15 protein-coding genes are annotated in these 13,639 nt (G+C 43.1%); 2 read left to right on the top strand and 13 right to left on the bottom strand.

From position 1 onward, the window contains the following. Nucleotides 1–76: 76 nt before the first annotated feature. From COU90_02730 to zwf, 7 genes are all read right to left on the bottom strand, one after another. A complete protein-coding gene (locus COU90_02730) occupies nucleotides 77–1,321 on the bottom strand; it encodes an ABC transporter permease (GenBank protein ID PJE64342.1) in 1,245 nt (414 codons plus the stop codon). After that, nucleotides 1,318–2,001, bottom strand: a complete 684-nt coding sequence (locus tag COU90_02725; GenBank protein PJE64341.1) for a macrolide ABC transporter ATP-binding protein — start codon at nucleotides 1,999–2,001, stop codon at nucleotides 1,318–1,320. Before COU90_02725 ends, COU90_02730 begins: the two co-directional genes overlap by 4 nt. Nucleotides 2,002–2,003: 2 nt before the next feature. Next, nucleotides 2,004–3,539: a hypothetical protein gene (locus COU90_02720; protein ID PJE64340.1), complete on the bottom strand. Its 1,536-nt coding sequence runs from the start codon at nucleotides 3,537–3,539 to the stop codon at nucleotides 2,004–2,006. Between the two features lie 76 nt (nucleotides 3,540–3,615). Further along, entirely contained in the window at nucleotides 3,616–4,488 is an 873-nt protein-coding gene (locus COU90_02715; protein ID PJE64339.1) for a hypothetical protein, read from the bottom strand. Between the two features lie 11 nt (nucleotides 4,489–4,499). After that, nucleotides 4,500–5,825, bottom strand: coding sequence for a hypothetical protein (locus COU90_02710; protein PJE64338.1), 1,326 nt, complete (start codon nucleotides 5,823–5,825; stop codon nucleotides 4,500–4,502). 1 nt (nucleotide 5,826) lies between these two features. After that, nucleotides 5,827–6,720, bottom strand: coding sequence for a 6-phosphogluconate dehydrogenase (decarboxylating) (gene gnd, locus COU90_02705; GenBank protein PJE64337.1), 894 nt, complete (start codon nucleotides 6,718–6,720; stop codon nucleotides 5,827–5,829). An 11-nt stretch (nucleotides 6,721–6,731) separates the two neighbouring features. Further along, entirely contained in the window at nucleotides 6,732–8,153 is a 1,422-nt protein-coding gene (gene zwf, locus COU90_02700) for a glucose-6-phosphate dehydrogenase (GenBank protein PJE64336.1), read from the bottom strand. Nucleotides 8,154–8,209: 56 nt separating this feature from the next. Here zwf and COU90_02695 point away from each other — a divergent pair, with 56 nt between their 5' ends. After that, a complete protein-coding gene (locus COU90_02695) occupies nucleotides 8,210–9,343 on the top strand; it encodes a 2'-deoxycytidine 5'-triphosphate deaminase (GenBank protein PJE64335.1) in 1,134 nt (377 codons plus the stop codon). Here the strand turns inward: COU90_02695 and COU90_02690 are convergent. From COU90_02690 to COU90_02680, 3 genes are read right to left on the bottom strand one after another with little or no spacing between them, the layout of a single operon-like run. Further along, the gene (locus tag COU90_02690; GenBank protein PJE64485.1) at nucleotides 9,336–9,770 is read right to left on the bottom strand and encodes a dUTP diphosphatase; all 435 of its coding nucleotides are present in this window, start codon (nucleotides 9,768–9,770) and stop codon (nucleotides 9,336–9,338) included. The two genes, COU90_02695 and COU90_02690, sit on opposite strands and share 8 nt — an antisense overlap. Then, nucleotides 9,767–10,261, bottom strand: a complete 495-nt coding sequence (locus COU90_02685) for a dihydrofolate reductase (protein PJE64334.1) — start codon at nucleotides 10,259–10,261, stop codon at nucleotides 9,767–9,769. Before COU90_02685 ends, COU90_02690 begins: the two co-directional genes overlap by 4 nt. A gap of 4 nt (nucleotides 10,262–10,265) precedes the next feature. After that, nucleotides 10,266–11,087 carry a thymidylate synthase gene (locus tag COU90_02680; protein ID PJE64333.1) on the bottom strand — a complete coding sequence of 274 codons (822 nt, stop codon included), beginning with the start codon at nucleotides 11,085–11,087 and terminating at the stop codon, nucleotides 10,266–10,268. 16 nt (nucleotides 11,088–11,103) lie between these two features. Here COU90_02680 and tmk point away from each other — a divergent pair, with 16 nt between their 5' ends. Continuing rightward, nucleotides 11,104–11,748 (top strand): dTMP kinase, encoded by a 645-nt coding sequence (gene tmk, locus COU90_02675; GenBank protein PJE64332.1) that lies wholly within the window; start codon nucleotides 11,104–11,106, stop codon nucleotides 11,746–11,748. A gap of 12 nt (nucleotides 11,749–11,760) precedes the next feature. Here tmk and COU90_02670 read toward each other — a convergent pair whose 3' ends face one another. The 3 genes from COU90_02670 to sufC all read right to left on the bottom strand — a co-directional run bounded on the left by COU90_02670 (nucleotide 11,761) and on the right by sufC (nucleotide 13,638). Further along, a complete protein-coding gene (locus COU90_02670; GenBank protein ID PJE64331.1) occupies nucleotides 11,761–12,366 on the bottom strand; it encodes a hypothetical protein in 606 nt (201 codons plus the stop codon). Nucleotides 12,367–12,609: 243 nt separating this feature from the next. Then, the gene (locus COU90_02665; protein PJE64330.1) at nucleotides 12,610–12,900 is read right to left on the bottom strand and encodes an aromatic ring hydroxylase; all 291 of its coding nucleotides are present in this window, start codon (nucleotides 12,898–12,900) and stop codon (nucleotides 12,610–12,612) included. A 6-nt stretch (nucleotides 12,901–12,906) separates the two neighbouring features. Further along, nucleotides 12,907–13,638, bottom strand: coding sequence for a Fe-S cluster assembly ATPase SufC (gene sufC / locus COU90_02660; GenBank protein PJE64329.1), 732 nt, complete (start codon nucleotides 13,636–13,638; stop codon nucleotides 12,907–12,909). Between the last annotated feature and the right edge of the window lies 1 nt (nucleotide 13,639).

Genomic DNA, 13,639 nt, shown 5'->3' with positions numbered 1-13,639 from the left:
AGCGCCTCCTTTCTGTTTTCTTTACCCTAAGAAATCTTTATCTTATTGTAAATGCACTACTCCTCTTTTAGAACATCTACTCATACCGCAACGCCTCAATCGGGCTTTTGCGCGCCGCTTTACGAGCAGGATAAATACCAAACACTAAACCAACAAGAGCAGATACGCTTAGTCCGAGCAAGGCCGCCGGGACAGAAAACGTAAACGCCCAAGCAAGTTCCGCATATGTAGTGAGAACAACGGAAGCAAGAAACGCAAAAAATGCTCCCAGAAAAATACCTACTAATCCTCCTATACCGGTTAGAATAATGGCTTCCAAAAGAAATTGGCGTAGAATGTCTTCATTCGTGGCGCCCAAAGCTTTTCGAAGTCCGATTTCGCGCGTACGTTCCGTAACGGATACGAGCATAATATTCATGACTCCCACACCGCCCACTACCAGGGCAATCGCCACCACGGAAGACAAGAAAATAGTGAGCGCACCAAGAATAGTTCCTATTTGTTCTACCAGTCCCTGTTGAGTTTCCACATAAAAATCATCTTTATCCGGATCGGTAATGTTATGAGAGATACGCAGTGTACGTTCAATATCTTCTACGGAATGTGCCACAGCATCCGGATTTGTCGTTTTTATGATAAATTCATGAAAATGATTAATTCCCAAAAGATATGTCTGCGCCGTTGTATACGGAACAACAACCATGTCATTGATATTTAAAAACGCAACCTGTCCTTTTGCCGGAAATATACCTACCACCCGAAACTTCCTTCCGCGAATGGAAATTTGCTTACCGAGCGCATCTCCATCGCCAAAAAATTCATTCCGTACTTTACTGCCAATAACGGCAACACTGGCGCGAGTACGAATATCCTGTTCATCAAATACCACGCCTTCGAATGGATAGATATCAAATGTTTTTGCAAAAAATTCAGCTGAACCGCCAAGAATCTGTCCGCGGTACGTCTCCCCTTCGAACGATATCGTTCCCGGAACGGCCAACACCGGCATAATATCAACCAAATCAGGGACATTTTCTTTTCGGAGAAGCGCCGTGACGTCCCGCTCCTTGAGCGAATCGGAAAAAAGCGTTTCTGTTAAGTCGGTGGGGCCCGATGGTTCACGACCCGGACGCACAACAATAGTTTCCGCTCCCAAACCGGCAATTTCACCTAAAATAAGCTGTTCGGCACCATCGCCTATGGAAACCATTAGAATAATGGATGTTATGCCAATAACAATACCAAGAATGGTAAGCGCTGAACGTGACTTATTTGTTTTAAGGCCTATGACGGCCGTTTGAAGAATATATTTTGATTTCATTTTTTTGAATCACTTTCAATAACTCCATCGCTAATCCGAATAATGCGTTTTGCATATGCCGCCGCATCATTATCGTGCGTAATAAGAATAATGGTGTGTCCCTTCTTCTTATGTAAATCGGCCAAAATATCCATAACATTCTTCCCCGAAACAGAGTCGAGATTACCGGTCGGTTCATCGGCAAACAACACCTGCGGATCATTTACCAATGCGCGCGCTATGGCGACGCGTTGCTTTTCTCCCCCCGAAAGCTGTCCCGGATCGTGCTCCATGCGATGATTCAGATCAACGGCGGAAATTGCCTCGAACGCCTTTTTGTGCCACTCTGCCTCCGGCTTATCCGAATACATAAGCGGCAACGCTACATTATCAAAAACGCTGGTCCGCGCTAATAAATTAAAGGATTGAAATATAAACCCCATCTGACTATTGCGCAGGCGCGCGCGTTCTTCCTCCGTGTAGCTCGAAATCTCCCGCCCTTCAAATGTGTATTCCCCGCTCGTAGGTACGTCTAAAAATCCCAAGATATGAAGAAGTGTTGATTTTCCGGATCCGGACGGACCCATGATGGCGATAAATTCTCCGTTTTCAATGGAAAACGACATGCCATTCAAAACATGTGTTACAATATCTTCACTAGAATATGTTTTTTTTAAATTTTTTACCGAGATAAGGGCCATGGCTATTCTTCAATAAAAATTACAACCCTATCCCCTTCCTCTACACCTGAAATAATTTCCACGCTTCCATCCGACCCGCGAATACCCGTTACAACATCACCTTCCCGTATCGTTCCGTTCTCTTCCAAAAAACGTACCGTATGTCGTCCATCTTTTGTTACAACGGCTCGCCCCGGAACGGCAATAACTCCCGTTCGACGATTGGTTACAATGGTAATATTTGCCGTCATGCCTGAACGAATACGGTCATCTTTTTCGAGAAAATAAAGTGTTGTCGTATATGTAGGTACGCCTTCTATAATTGTCTCCGCCGGATCAATAGCGCTTACCTGCGCCTTAAATGGAATATTTCCATATGCATCAAGGGTAATATCAGCCATATCTCCCACATACACATTTGTAATATCAACCTCCGGAATAGAAACTTCAATATGAAGCATCTCCCCCGTAATAACCGAGATGACCGGCGTATTCGGACTCACAATTTCTCCGAGGGAAATATCTACAGCACTGACTGTGCCGGAAATGGGAGACCGAAGCGTTGCTTTAGCGCGCTTTGCCACAGCTACATCGCGTGTGGCAAAAGCTTTTTGCACAGCGGCGCGCTGTGCTGCGATATCCTCCTTTGTACTGCCAGCTTCAAGAAGAAGTAATTCATTTTCTGCAAGTGTGAGTGCGGAAGATTTTGCACGTTCATCTTTTTCGGCAGCGGCCACGTTAATGGCCGCCGTATTTATATTCGCCCGTGCTGTTGAAATATCCGCTCGATAACCGTCTATTGTCGCTTGAGTAAGATTTCCTCCTGGTTTTAATTCACTAATTACGGGAGCAAGCATATCAAAAAACACACGAATAGTTATAATATTTGCTTTTGCTTCAGTAATATAAAGTTCTACATCTGCAGATAGGTTAAGGTCTTTTAGGGATGTATTCCATTTTCTTAAAAGATCTTCAATGGAAAATCGCATCTGTTCAAGATCCGACGTAAGCTGAGAATTACTTATCAAAAGAGTAAAATCGGGATTTGTTCCCGGATTTTCAAAAAACTGGTCGGTTTTATTACGCACCACATCATCAAGTTTTGTATATGCATCCCGTATTTTTTGTCGAACATCCTCCGTGGCGTCATCAAGAGCTGTTTTGGCATTCGCCACCTTTACCTTTTGTATTGCTATCTCTTCGGGACGCGCTCCGCGTTCTAATTGTTCTAATTTTGCTGACTCAACCGCAAGGGCCGCCTCTGCTTCTTGTAGTCCCGCAGTAAGTTCTTCCGATCCCAGCCTTGCAAGTGCCTCTCCGACAACAACGTCATCTCCCACATCCGCAAACAAATCCTCCACTTTTCCGGCCTGTTCGAACGCTAAATGAATGCGGTCACTTGGTACGATAATCCCCGTCACGATTATTTCTTCCACTACATCCTGCCGCGCCGCCGTTACGGATGTTATTTGCGGATCGGCGGTTTGTGAAAACCACCAATATCCTCCTCCTATAAGGATAACTACAAGAACGCCAATACGAATAGCATACGTTGACATATGCTTTCATTATAGCAAACTATAAGTCATATATAAAACGGCGTTGTGTATTTAATCATAGAAAATTCATATAATATTACTCCCCCATTTTTTGCTTCAAAAAAGCAAGTGCACCATAAAGCCCTCCCACATCTCCTAATTCCGCTTTTTTTAATTTTGGTAATGTCGGGAAAATTTTTGTAATAGTACGTAAATAATACTCTATGCGATCCATAGGGATAACCGGATTTCCCATAATCATCGATCCCCCCAAACATATAACATCCGGAGACCAATGCACCATGGTATTATATAATCCGTATGAAAGTAATTTTGCCGCTTGCTCCCATACAGCGGGGTCATCAATATCATATGCCTTTTTTCCATACCGGTTTTCAAATGATCTCCCCGATACATAACCCTCCAAATGTCCCACCTGCCCGCATCCCAAACATCGTGTATCTCCATCGGGGGTATGTGTAAGTGAACCGTCCGCATCTATGATTTGATGCCCTATTTCAAACCCAAACGCGCTTCTGTCTATTCTACCGTCCACATAACGCGTTCCTCCCACACCGGTTCCCACACCCACATAAGCCACTATATCACACCCTTTTGCGGCGCCCGCCGTAACTTCTCCCAATCCCACAATAGCATTATCATTTTCCACAAAAACCGGAGCGTTAATGCTGTGCGCCAACGATTCCGTAAGTGGTTTTTGTATCCAATCGGAAATATTAGGCGAATTTACCAGCATGGTGCGATTTTTATCCAACGGACCAGCAATGCCACCCGCCGCCGCTTCAATTTTCGCACCTCCCGCCAGTTCATGAGCAAGTTCTCCAAACGCCCGTACGCCTTCCTCAAAATTATGTGGCGTGGGAATTTTTTTTGGTTCGCAAAATGTCTCGCCATCCTTAGAAACAGCAACGCGCATTTTCGTCCCCCCGATATCAAAAAGTACATACATATGATTGATTATTAACTTGTCTCAAGAATATTTTTTGTCTCCTTTTTATACGCTTCCACGTTCGGTTGATCAAAAACATTAAGCCGCATAAGCTTGCCAAGGTACATCATTTCCATCATCTTAAACTGCAAAAACATACCCAGTTCATATTCCGACAGTTCCGAAAGAATAATTTCCATAAACGGTAAATTATTTTTTTGATACGCAATTTTTACTCCTTCCCGAATCGCATGTATTATTTCCTCAAACGTACGTCCTGAAATATCTTTCACAAGTTCAGGAAACAACATATCCTTTCTTTCGGGTATACGCGCTTTTACCCCCGATACGTCGCTCCATACAAACGTTGTTATTTTGTCACGCGGTCCCCCTAAATATAATTGCGCCATAGAGTGCAGATCAACCGATCCCAGCGAAACTGTCGGAGTTATACCGGCATGCACAACAACACCGTCAATGTCTTTTTCTTTACCAATACTTTCTCCCATTAATTGCCGGTACCATTTTCCCAATGATTCGCATTCCGGATGAAAAAAGAAGTTATCGTTTATTATTTTTCCCTTTTTGGCACTTGCATATAAAACCGCCGCCGACTGCATGGCATAATTTTCTTCTATGGAATTTCCCGCGCATAGGGTGCGCATATCACATGCACCTTTTCGCAATGCTTTTATATCAAATCCGGCGGCCGCAAGTGGAAATAATCCCACGGCAGAAAACACCGAATAACGCCCGCCCACTATATGCGGAATGGACAAGCGTGTAATATCCGTATCCTTTTCCAAAACCTGCCACCATTTTGAATTATAATCCGTTATAACCACCAGACGATCCCGCACATTTACAATCACTGTTTTTAATTTCTGCATAAAAAATTCGGTATTGACGATAGTTTCAGTTGTGCCTCCCGATTTGCTGACGGCAATAACAAGAACTTCCTCCGGATCGGTTATATGTGAACACAAAAAAGCACACAGTTTTTTTGTGAACTCGTTATCGTTTGTATCCGCAAAAAATATTTTCGGATAGATATCCGGCTCAAGCGCATCCGCGTATCCGCGCATTGCATTATATACCGCTTGCGTACCCAAGTTAGAGCCGCCAATACCAATAACTACAATATACTTAAGTGCTGAAGATACTTTTTTTTCTTTTATGCGTAAAATATTTGCTAAAAGATTATCATCGGATGGCAAATTAACTGATGCTTCCGGCGCTTCATACTCTCCCGCGGAAATAACGGACCGCATGTGATTTACGTAGTCCGTAAGCAAACCTTCCGTTTCCAAAAGCTCCCTATCTTCTATTAACGCCGTTTTTTCATAAAAAAGCTTCATATCATTTTTTTACCTCATGCCCCCCAAAAGTGGTGCGCAAAGCCGACAATATCTTCCCCGCATAACTGGGATTATGTTCCGACTCCGTACGAAATTTTACCGCGCCTTCAATAATGGGTGCTGACACGCCCAGCTCTTTCGCCGCCTCTACAGTCCAAAGCCCTTCTCCGCTTTGCTTGACTGAACCGGAAATATCGGCAAGGTCAGCGCCATGCGTCTTATACGCTTCCACCAGCCACTCCGTGAGACGTGACTCCACCACAGAACGATGATTATATACATCGGCTATTTTAGGCAAATCCAAACCAAAAGGAGATGTCTGCATAATTTGAAAACCCTCTCCCATTGCTTGCATCATACCGTACTCAATACCGTTATGCACCATCTTAACAAAATGTCCCGCACCGGATGGTCCCATATAACCATACGCATCGGGAGCGGCAATGTCCTTGAATAACGGTTCAAACTTTTTGTATATTTCTTTTTTGCCCCCAATCATAAGACATGCTCCATCACGCGCGCCCTTAGGCCCTCCCGATGTCCCTACGTCCAAAAAATTAATTCCCACCTCTTCCAACTTTTTTGCATTCGCCATTGAATTTTTATAGAACGAATTTCCGCCATCGATAATGGTATCGTCTTCCTTCAAGATGGGAATTAAATCATCAATTACTGCATCCACCACGGTATGCGGCACCATAAGCCAGATAAGGCGCGGTCCTTCGAGCGAATTAACAACGTCCCACACAGATGTAGCGGTTTTCACGCCACCCCACGCAATGCGTTGCATAACCTCTCTATTTTCATCAAAGACAACAAGTTCATGCTTTTGTTCAAGCAAGTGCTCCACCATATTAAGTCCCATTTTTCCAAGACCGATATAACCTAGCTTCATATGTTTTTATATTAGCTTATAGTATGCTTGGGCTTGCTCCCTTTTTCATACTCCATCAAGGGATTATCCTGCCAATTCTGGAGTATGGGTGTTATAAACTTCCACTCCGCATTAACTTCTTCCGTACTTGCAAATAATGTCTGATCTCCCCGAACGCAATCATGAAGTACGCGCTCATAAGCATCCGGGAACATAACAGCGTTGGGAGAATCAGCGTACGAAAACGATAAGCGCTGTGGCTCTAAATCCATGCCAAACCCGGGTTTTTTTACCCAGAATAAAAGGGACATTCCTTCATTCGGCTGAAGACGAATGGTTAACATATTTTGATGATGCTGATCGGTATCCTTCGGACATACACACGATACCTTTTCCCGAAAATATAAGGTTATCTCTGTTCGTTTCTCATGCAGTGCTTTTCCCGCTTCCAAATAAAACGGCACATCGCGCCATCGTTCATTATCAATATATGTCTTCATACGAAAATATGTCTCCGTTGCGGAATTGGGATCGACACCTTTCGTATCCCGATAACCAACGTACTGTCCGCGTACCACCTGTGTTTTGATATCATTTTTTGTAAAAGGACGCAGGCACGTAAATACCTTTGCGCGCGCCGCACGAATTAAAGACGCATCCAACTCTTTCGGATCTTCCATAGCAATAAGCGCCACCATTTGAAGAATATGACTTTGCCCCAAATCTCTAAGCGCTCCTACGCCATCATAAAATGATCCGCGCGTGCCCACATCGATATCTTCCAACAATTGCACTTCCACCTTTTCTATATGGTCTTTATCCCAAAGCGGACCAAAAATGGTGTTTGCAAAACGAAATGCAATAATATTCTGTATTGTTTCTTTAGCAAGATAATGGTCAATACGAAAAATCTGCTCTTCTTTAAAGAGTAGTCCCAACGTTGCATCAAGTTCCTGCGCCGTATGCAAATCTTTTCCAAACGGCTTTTCCACCAAAATACGCGTCCACCCACCCACACACGGAATGGAAAGACCTGCATCCGCCAAATTTGTAAAAATAGACGCAAACGATATGGGAGGAACCGCAAGATAAAAAATCTTATTAGAACATTTTTTTGCAAGAATGTTATCAAGAGTTATAAGGGCTTCGGCAAGATTTTTATATGCTTCAGCATCTTCGAACGATCCTTGCACATACGAAACATGTTTTAAAAAAGCATCCTCCTTTTCCTTCGCGTGATTATGCATTTTCTCCCCAATAGCATCCCGCACCATATCATGAAATGTTTCTATCTCACAAACTCGCCGGGAAAACCCCATAATATAAAAAACATCCGGCAACATTTTTTTTACATATAAATCAAACAGTGCCGGAATTAGTTTTTTCCGCGCGAGATCTCCAGTGGCACCAAATATGACAAATGTTGTGGGGGATTCCATATAGTCATTATACATTGCTTTGCAAATTCGCAAAAATTGCCCTTCTTTCGAACGGGTGATAATCTAAGACCATGACTACCAAAAACATAGGCGCCCTTCCCGTTCAGCTGATTCGCGATCTTATCAATGCGGGCCATATTCATGGCGCAGAAATGGAAAACATAAGCCCCGCATCTCTCGATCTCGCATTATCAGACGAATTGTACCGCATTAATGAAGTATTTCTTCCATACCCAAACGAATCCATACGCAACCTCATGAAAGAAGTACATACAACGCCGCACGCGCCACACGAACCACTAATAAGGGGTAATACTTATCTGGCTCGTCTTCGGGAATCTCTTGCGCTCCCTCATGAGGTATATGCTTACTGTAATCCCAAATCAAGTACCGGCCGAAATGATATACATGTACGCGTCCTCGCAGACGGCATACCGCGCTTTGACTTTGCTCCCGCCGGATATAAAGGAGAATTATGGGTAACTATTACACCCAATTCATTTTCAACCAACATACCGCCCGGAGAAAAACTTTCCCAAATACGGTTTTTCACACATGACACCCGCCTTTCGGAACTCGAATTGCAACTCGCAATTGAACGCGATAAACTCTTATGGGATGCTTCTGGCACACCCATACGTTATCAAAATCTTCATATGAGCGACCGAGACGGATCTCTTATTCTTACCGTGGATCTTTCCGGAGAACATGTCGGATGGGAAAGTATTCCGGGAAATGCCGTATTAGACCTCTCTAAAAAACGTGAACATGACCCATTCACCTTTTTCCGCCCCGTGTTTTGTAGAAACGGACGCATTCTTTTAAAGCAAGGGCATTTTTATATTCTTCGCACAAAAGAAGCTATTCGTGTACCTCCCTATCTTGCTTCCGAAATTGTTCCCATGGACGAACGCGCCGGTGAATTCCGTTCGCACTATGCGGGATTTTTTGATCCCGGATGGGGATGGGGGAAAGATGGCGAAGGAAAAGGACGAACCGCTGTTATGGAAGTGCGTCCCCTTTTTCAAGACGTGGCTCTGCGCGATGGACAACCTATTGCCAAATTTCGCTTTGAACATTTAACCCATCTTCCCGAAAAGCATTATGATGAGGTTGAAACATCCCATTATACTAATCAGTCCCGCACAGCAGTGCTTTCCAAACACTTTCGTTTACCCGGAAAAATAACCATTAATCTTACGTAATTCCCGTACTACCAAACCCTCCCCTGCTATTGTTCTCCATCGAATCTGTTTCTTCCCACTTAGATACTTTTCCCAGACGCACAAACAGAGCCTGTCCAATGCGTTCCCCTCGTTTAATATGTACAGGGTCTTTTGTGATGTTGTATACCTGACACCCAAGCTCATCTTTGTTTCCACAATAATCCCCGTCCACGATACCAATGCCATGCGGAATAATAAGTCCGCGCTTTGGCGTACTGGAGCGAGATGCCATAATAAGAACATAATCCGGCGGGGATTTAATGATAAGATTTGAGGGAATAATACCAATTGTTCCCGGCTCTATAACCACATCTACGCGTGCATACATATCAAAAGCCGCCGCTCCTTCTGTTTTATATTCCGGCAACGGCAATGTTTTATCTATTCGTTTTATTGAAATTTTCATATACATTTTCGCTTACGGGTAATGAATGCATATGGGTATGGATTTTCTTTATCGGCTTCGTGGTCTTCTCGCGATATTTCACTCCATTCGTCTTCATTAAACGATGGAAAATATACATCCCCTTCAAAAACATGTTTAATGTATGTTAGATACATATAATGTGCGTACGGAAGAAATGTTTCATATATTCCGGCACCTCCAATAACCATAAGTTCCTGTTCTTCTTTATATTTTTCCATAATTTCGTGAGGTGAATACATAACTAAACACCCATGTGCCGCGATATACGCCTTGTTGCGGGTAAGTATGATATTTTTTCTTTCTGAAAGCGGATGACCAATGGATGCGAATGTCTTACTCCCCATCACTACCGGTCTCCCTACCGTGCAAGAGCGAAAATGCCGCATGTCTGCAGGCATATCCCACGGCAACTTTCCCTTATTACCAATCACACCATTCTCCCCCATGGCCGCTATAATCGATATATTCATAGAGTTAAACGGCCATATCCGCCTTAATGGAAGGGTGATGCTGATAATGCTCCAACGTAATATCCTTCATAGTAAAATCATTAATGTTACGCACAGCCGAACGCAGAACAAGTTTAGGTGATGGATACGGCGTTCGTGATATCTGCTCACGCACCTGATCAAAATGATTATGGTAGATATGCGCGTCTCCTAACGTATGAATAAAATCACCCGGCACCAGGTCCGTAACCTGCGCCACCATATGCAGTAAAAGCGCATACGAAGCAATATTGAACGGAACGCCTAAAAACATATCGCATGACCGCTGGTACATTTGCAATGAAAGTTTGCTATCAGCCACAGAAAACTGAAAAAAAGCATGACATGGCGGAAGTGCCATCTGATCCAATTCTCCAGGATTCCACGCTGTTACAATAATACGCCTATCATGAGGCGTTTCTTTAATACGACGTATGGCTTCCGCTATCTGATCAATCTCTCTACCATCCGGTGCTTTCCACGAACGCCACTGCACGCCATATACGCGTCCCAGATCACCTTCAAAACGCGCTTTCGGTTTCCAATAATCCGCATTGGCATTAGCGTCCCATATATGGGATCCCAATTTCTGTAAATCTTTTACATCGGAACTCCCCGACAGAAGCCAAAGAAGTTCCGCTGTAATGGATTTAAATGCAAGTTTTTTCGTGGTGACCGCTGGAAATCCATCCGCCATAGCATAGCGCATCTGCATACCAAATACACCACGCGTATCTACCCCCGTACGCGTAGGTCTATCAACTCCATGATCCATAATATGGGTAAGCGCATCAATATACTGCTTCATACAGGTATTCTTTTTTATGATATACTTCCATTGTATGACTGAAATCACCCCATCACAAGGTATGCTGATTCTCTTTGAGGGAGGTGAAAAAGCCGGCAAGACAACTCAAATTGCGTACACGAAAGAATATCTTAAAGCGCATGGATATACGGTACTCTCAAGCCATGAACCGGGTGGAGGCGACCCCTCTATTCGCACGAAACTCTTAGACATGAAAGGCGTACTCACACCGGAAGAGGAACTTAATTTGTTTTGCAGAGATCGCGCACTTCACATACAAAACACCATTATTCCGGCCCTACAGGAAAAAAAGATTATTCTCCTGGATAGATTCGAGCCTTCTACTATTGCCTATCAAGGATATGCACGCGGTATATCCATTGATCATATAAAGAAAAAAAGCGCGCGCGCACGAAAAGGCATATGGCCCGATATAATATTCCTTCTCGATGCTGATCCAAAAATGATTCTTACGCGAGAAGAAGCGACATCACGTTTCGATGCCGAAAAAATAGACTTTCATGAAAAAGTACGTAATGGATTTCTTGCGCAAGCAAAGGAGGATTCCGCAACATGGCATATTATTAATGCTCTACAGACACGGGAAGATGTATGGGAAGCGATTAAGAAAAAAATAGACACCTTCCTTTCTCTTCGATAAAACTTCCTCTTATTACCCGAATAATCGAATGCCATAGAGGCCCACGTACGCCATCATCGTATTAAAAACAACAGCTCCGAGCGTAAGCGGAATCATAACCTTCCAATACGGATAACGCGCAAGGCCGAACGATATTACCACAACATCATTCGAAAACGGAAATAAAGCACCATACAAAAAAATAAAGAACGGCATAACGGATGTAAACCGCTCTTGCACAAGCCAATTATGGAATCTTTGCAGATACTCTTGCAAACGGGACGGCACCACGCCATTACCATAATACCCTAAAAAATATGATGTGGAATCTCCCAAAAAAAGTCCCAGTGACGCCACGAGACCAAGACCCAATGGATGAAGCCCTCCCGCACCAAGTGTAACAATAATAAGAGTATACGGCACCGAAGAAAACGTGGAGAGACCGCCCAGAAATGCGGCGACAAAAGCAATAATAAAACCGTTTTCAATGCCTATCATTTCAACAATTTCACCCGGCGTGTATTTGTATAAAAAAACCGCCCACACAAAAACAAAGAGGGAAAAAATTAAAAATGCTCCGTATGGGGGATGTGATCTGGTTCGTTCCTCTTTAATAATTTCAACTTCTTTTTTATTCATACCCGCAACCTAATTTTATAACTTATTTCTTAAGTATATCACATTATGGGAAATTATTTTTTAATTGTTTAAAAAAAAACGACCAAAGTCGCTCCTTATCGTTAATACACCATAAATAACATTCCGGAAATAATTGATACGACGGTAAGACACGCAAGCACACATGTTACAATCCATCCATCGGGATCATCTTTATTCATAAAGAACTTTCCTCCTGTTTCAGAAGTATCCTAAAAAATAATATCATACACCTAACATTTCACGAAGCCCTTCCGACGGCTCCCAGGGCGGATCAAACGTAACTTCAATTTTAAGAGATTTCGGCTTAAGATTCTTTACGATTTTTTCTTTAATAGTACCCGCCATTTCCGTCCCATACGGACAAAGAGGTGTTGTAAATGTCATTATCATATAAATATCCTTTCCGTCTGTTACCGAAATATCATAAATAAGCCCAAGCGTCCAAACATCAAGATCCAACTCCGGATCTTTTATAGTCTTTAATATTTCTATAACCTGTTCTTTCGTAATCATAACACCTTATATTGACTGATATCCCTCCTTCTCTATTTTCTCCGCAAGTTCGCTTCCTCCCTCTTGTATAATTTTTCCCTCCTTCATGACATAAACCTTGTCCGGCACAAGGTATGAAAGAATATGGGTATGATGTGTAATTACCAATATGCCCATGTCATGTTTTATACGGACAATAGAATTCGCAATTATCTTAAGAGCATCAACATCAAGACCTGAATCAGTTTCGTCAAGAAAAGCATATGTCGGAACAAAAAGTGAAAGTTGAAGCATCTCCATGCGTTTCTTCTCTCCGCCGGAAAAACCCTCATTCAACGACCGTTTCAGAAAAGCGTTATCCATACCCAACATTGCCGCTTTTTCTTCAATATAATTTTTAAAATCCGGGACGGACATGGGATGCTTTTGAACGATATTGTACACTGAACGCAAAAAAGAAAATACTGAAACACCCGGAATTTCCGGCGGATGCTGGGGAGATAAAAACAGTCCCCTGCGTGCTTTTTCGTATGCCGGAAGTTGTGTTATATCCTTTCCGTCAAGAACAAGTGATCCACCGGTAATACAGAATCGGGGATGTCCCATAAGGGCACTGACAAGCGTACTCTTTCCGGATCCGTTCGGTCCCATAAGGGCAACGATTTCTCCCCGGGGAATTTCCAATGTAACACCATGCACAATCTCCATTGCATCTGCCGCAATATGAATATTATTTATTTGTAATACATTCTTTTTCATT

The organism is Candidatus Ryanbacteria bacterium CG10_big_fil_rev_8_21_14_0_10_43_42 (genome assembly GCA_002793915.1).
In the GTDB taxonomy this organism is placed as follows: domain Bacteria; phylum Patescibacteriota; class Minisyncoccia; order Ryanbacterales; family 2-02-FULL-48-12; genus 1-14-0-10-43-42.
The sequence above is the reverse complement of the archived record's forward strand: the minus strand, read 5'-3'. Positions and strand labels throughout refer to the sequence as shown.

What these genes read in the sequence shown, in the direction of transcription:
- zwf (PJE64336.1), bottom strand. Translation starts at nt 8,153, where the DNA reads ATGTATAATGACTATATGGAATCCCCCACAACATTTGTCATATTTGGT.
- COU90_02710 (PJE64338.1), bottom strand. Translation starts at nt 5,825, where the DNA reads ATGAAGCTTTTTTATGAAAAAACGGCGTTAATAGAAGATAGGGAGCTT.
- COU90_02680 (PJE64333.1), bottom strand. Translation starts at nt 11,087, where the DNA reads ATGAAGCAGTATATTGATGCGCTTACCCATATTATGGATCATGGAGTT.
- COU90_02715 (PJE64339.1), bottom strand. Translation starts at nt 4,488, where the DNA reads ATGTATGTACTTTTTGATATCGGGGGGACGAAAATGCGCGTTGCTGTT.
- COU90_02720 (PJE64340.1), bottom strand. Translation starts at nt 3,539, where the DNA reads ATGTCAACGTATGCTATTCGTATTGGCGTTCTTGTAGTTATCCTTATA.
- COU90_02730 (PJE64342.1), bottom strand. Translation starts at nt 1,321, where the DNA reads ATGAAATCAAAATATATTCTTCAAACGGCCGTCATAGGCCTTAAAACA.
- sufC (PJE64329.1), bottom strand. Translation starts at nt 13,638, where the DNA reads ATGAAAAAGAATGTATTACAAATAAATAATATTCATATTGCGGCAGAT.
- COU90_02725 (PJE64341.1), bottom strand. Translation starts at nt 2,001, where the DNA reads ATGGCCCTTATCTCGGTAAAAAATTTAAAAAAAACATATTCTAGTGAA.
- gnd (PJE64337.1), bottom strand. Translation starts at nt 6,720, where the DNA reads ATGAAGCTAGGTTATATCGGTCTTGGAAAAATGGGACTTAATATGGTG.
- COU90_02670 (PJE64331.1), bottom strand. Translation starts at nt 12,366, where the DNA reads ATGAATAAAAAAGAAGTTGAAATTATTAAAGAGGAACGAACCAGATCA.
- COU90_02665 (PJE64330.1), bottom strand. Translation starts at nt 12,900, where the DNA reads ATGATTACGAAAGAACAGGTTATAGAAATATTAAAGACTATAAAAGAT.
- COU90_02690 (PJE64485.1), bottom strand. Translation starts at nt 9,770, where the DNA reads ATGAAAATTTCAATAAAACGAATAGATAAAACATTGCCGTTGCCGGAA.
- COU90_02695 (PJE64335.1), top strand. Translation starts at nt 8,210, where the DNA reads ATGACTACCAAAAACATAGGCGCCCTTCCCGTTCAGCTGATTCGCGAT.
- tmk (PJE64332.1), top strand. Translation starts at nt 11,104, where the DNA reads ATGATATACTTCCATTGTATGACTGAAATCACCCCATCACAAGGTATG.
- COU90_02685 (PJE64334.1), bottom strand. Translation starts at nt 10,261, where the DNA reads ATGAATATATCGATTATAGCGGCCATGGGGGAGAATGGTGTGATTGGT.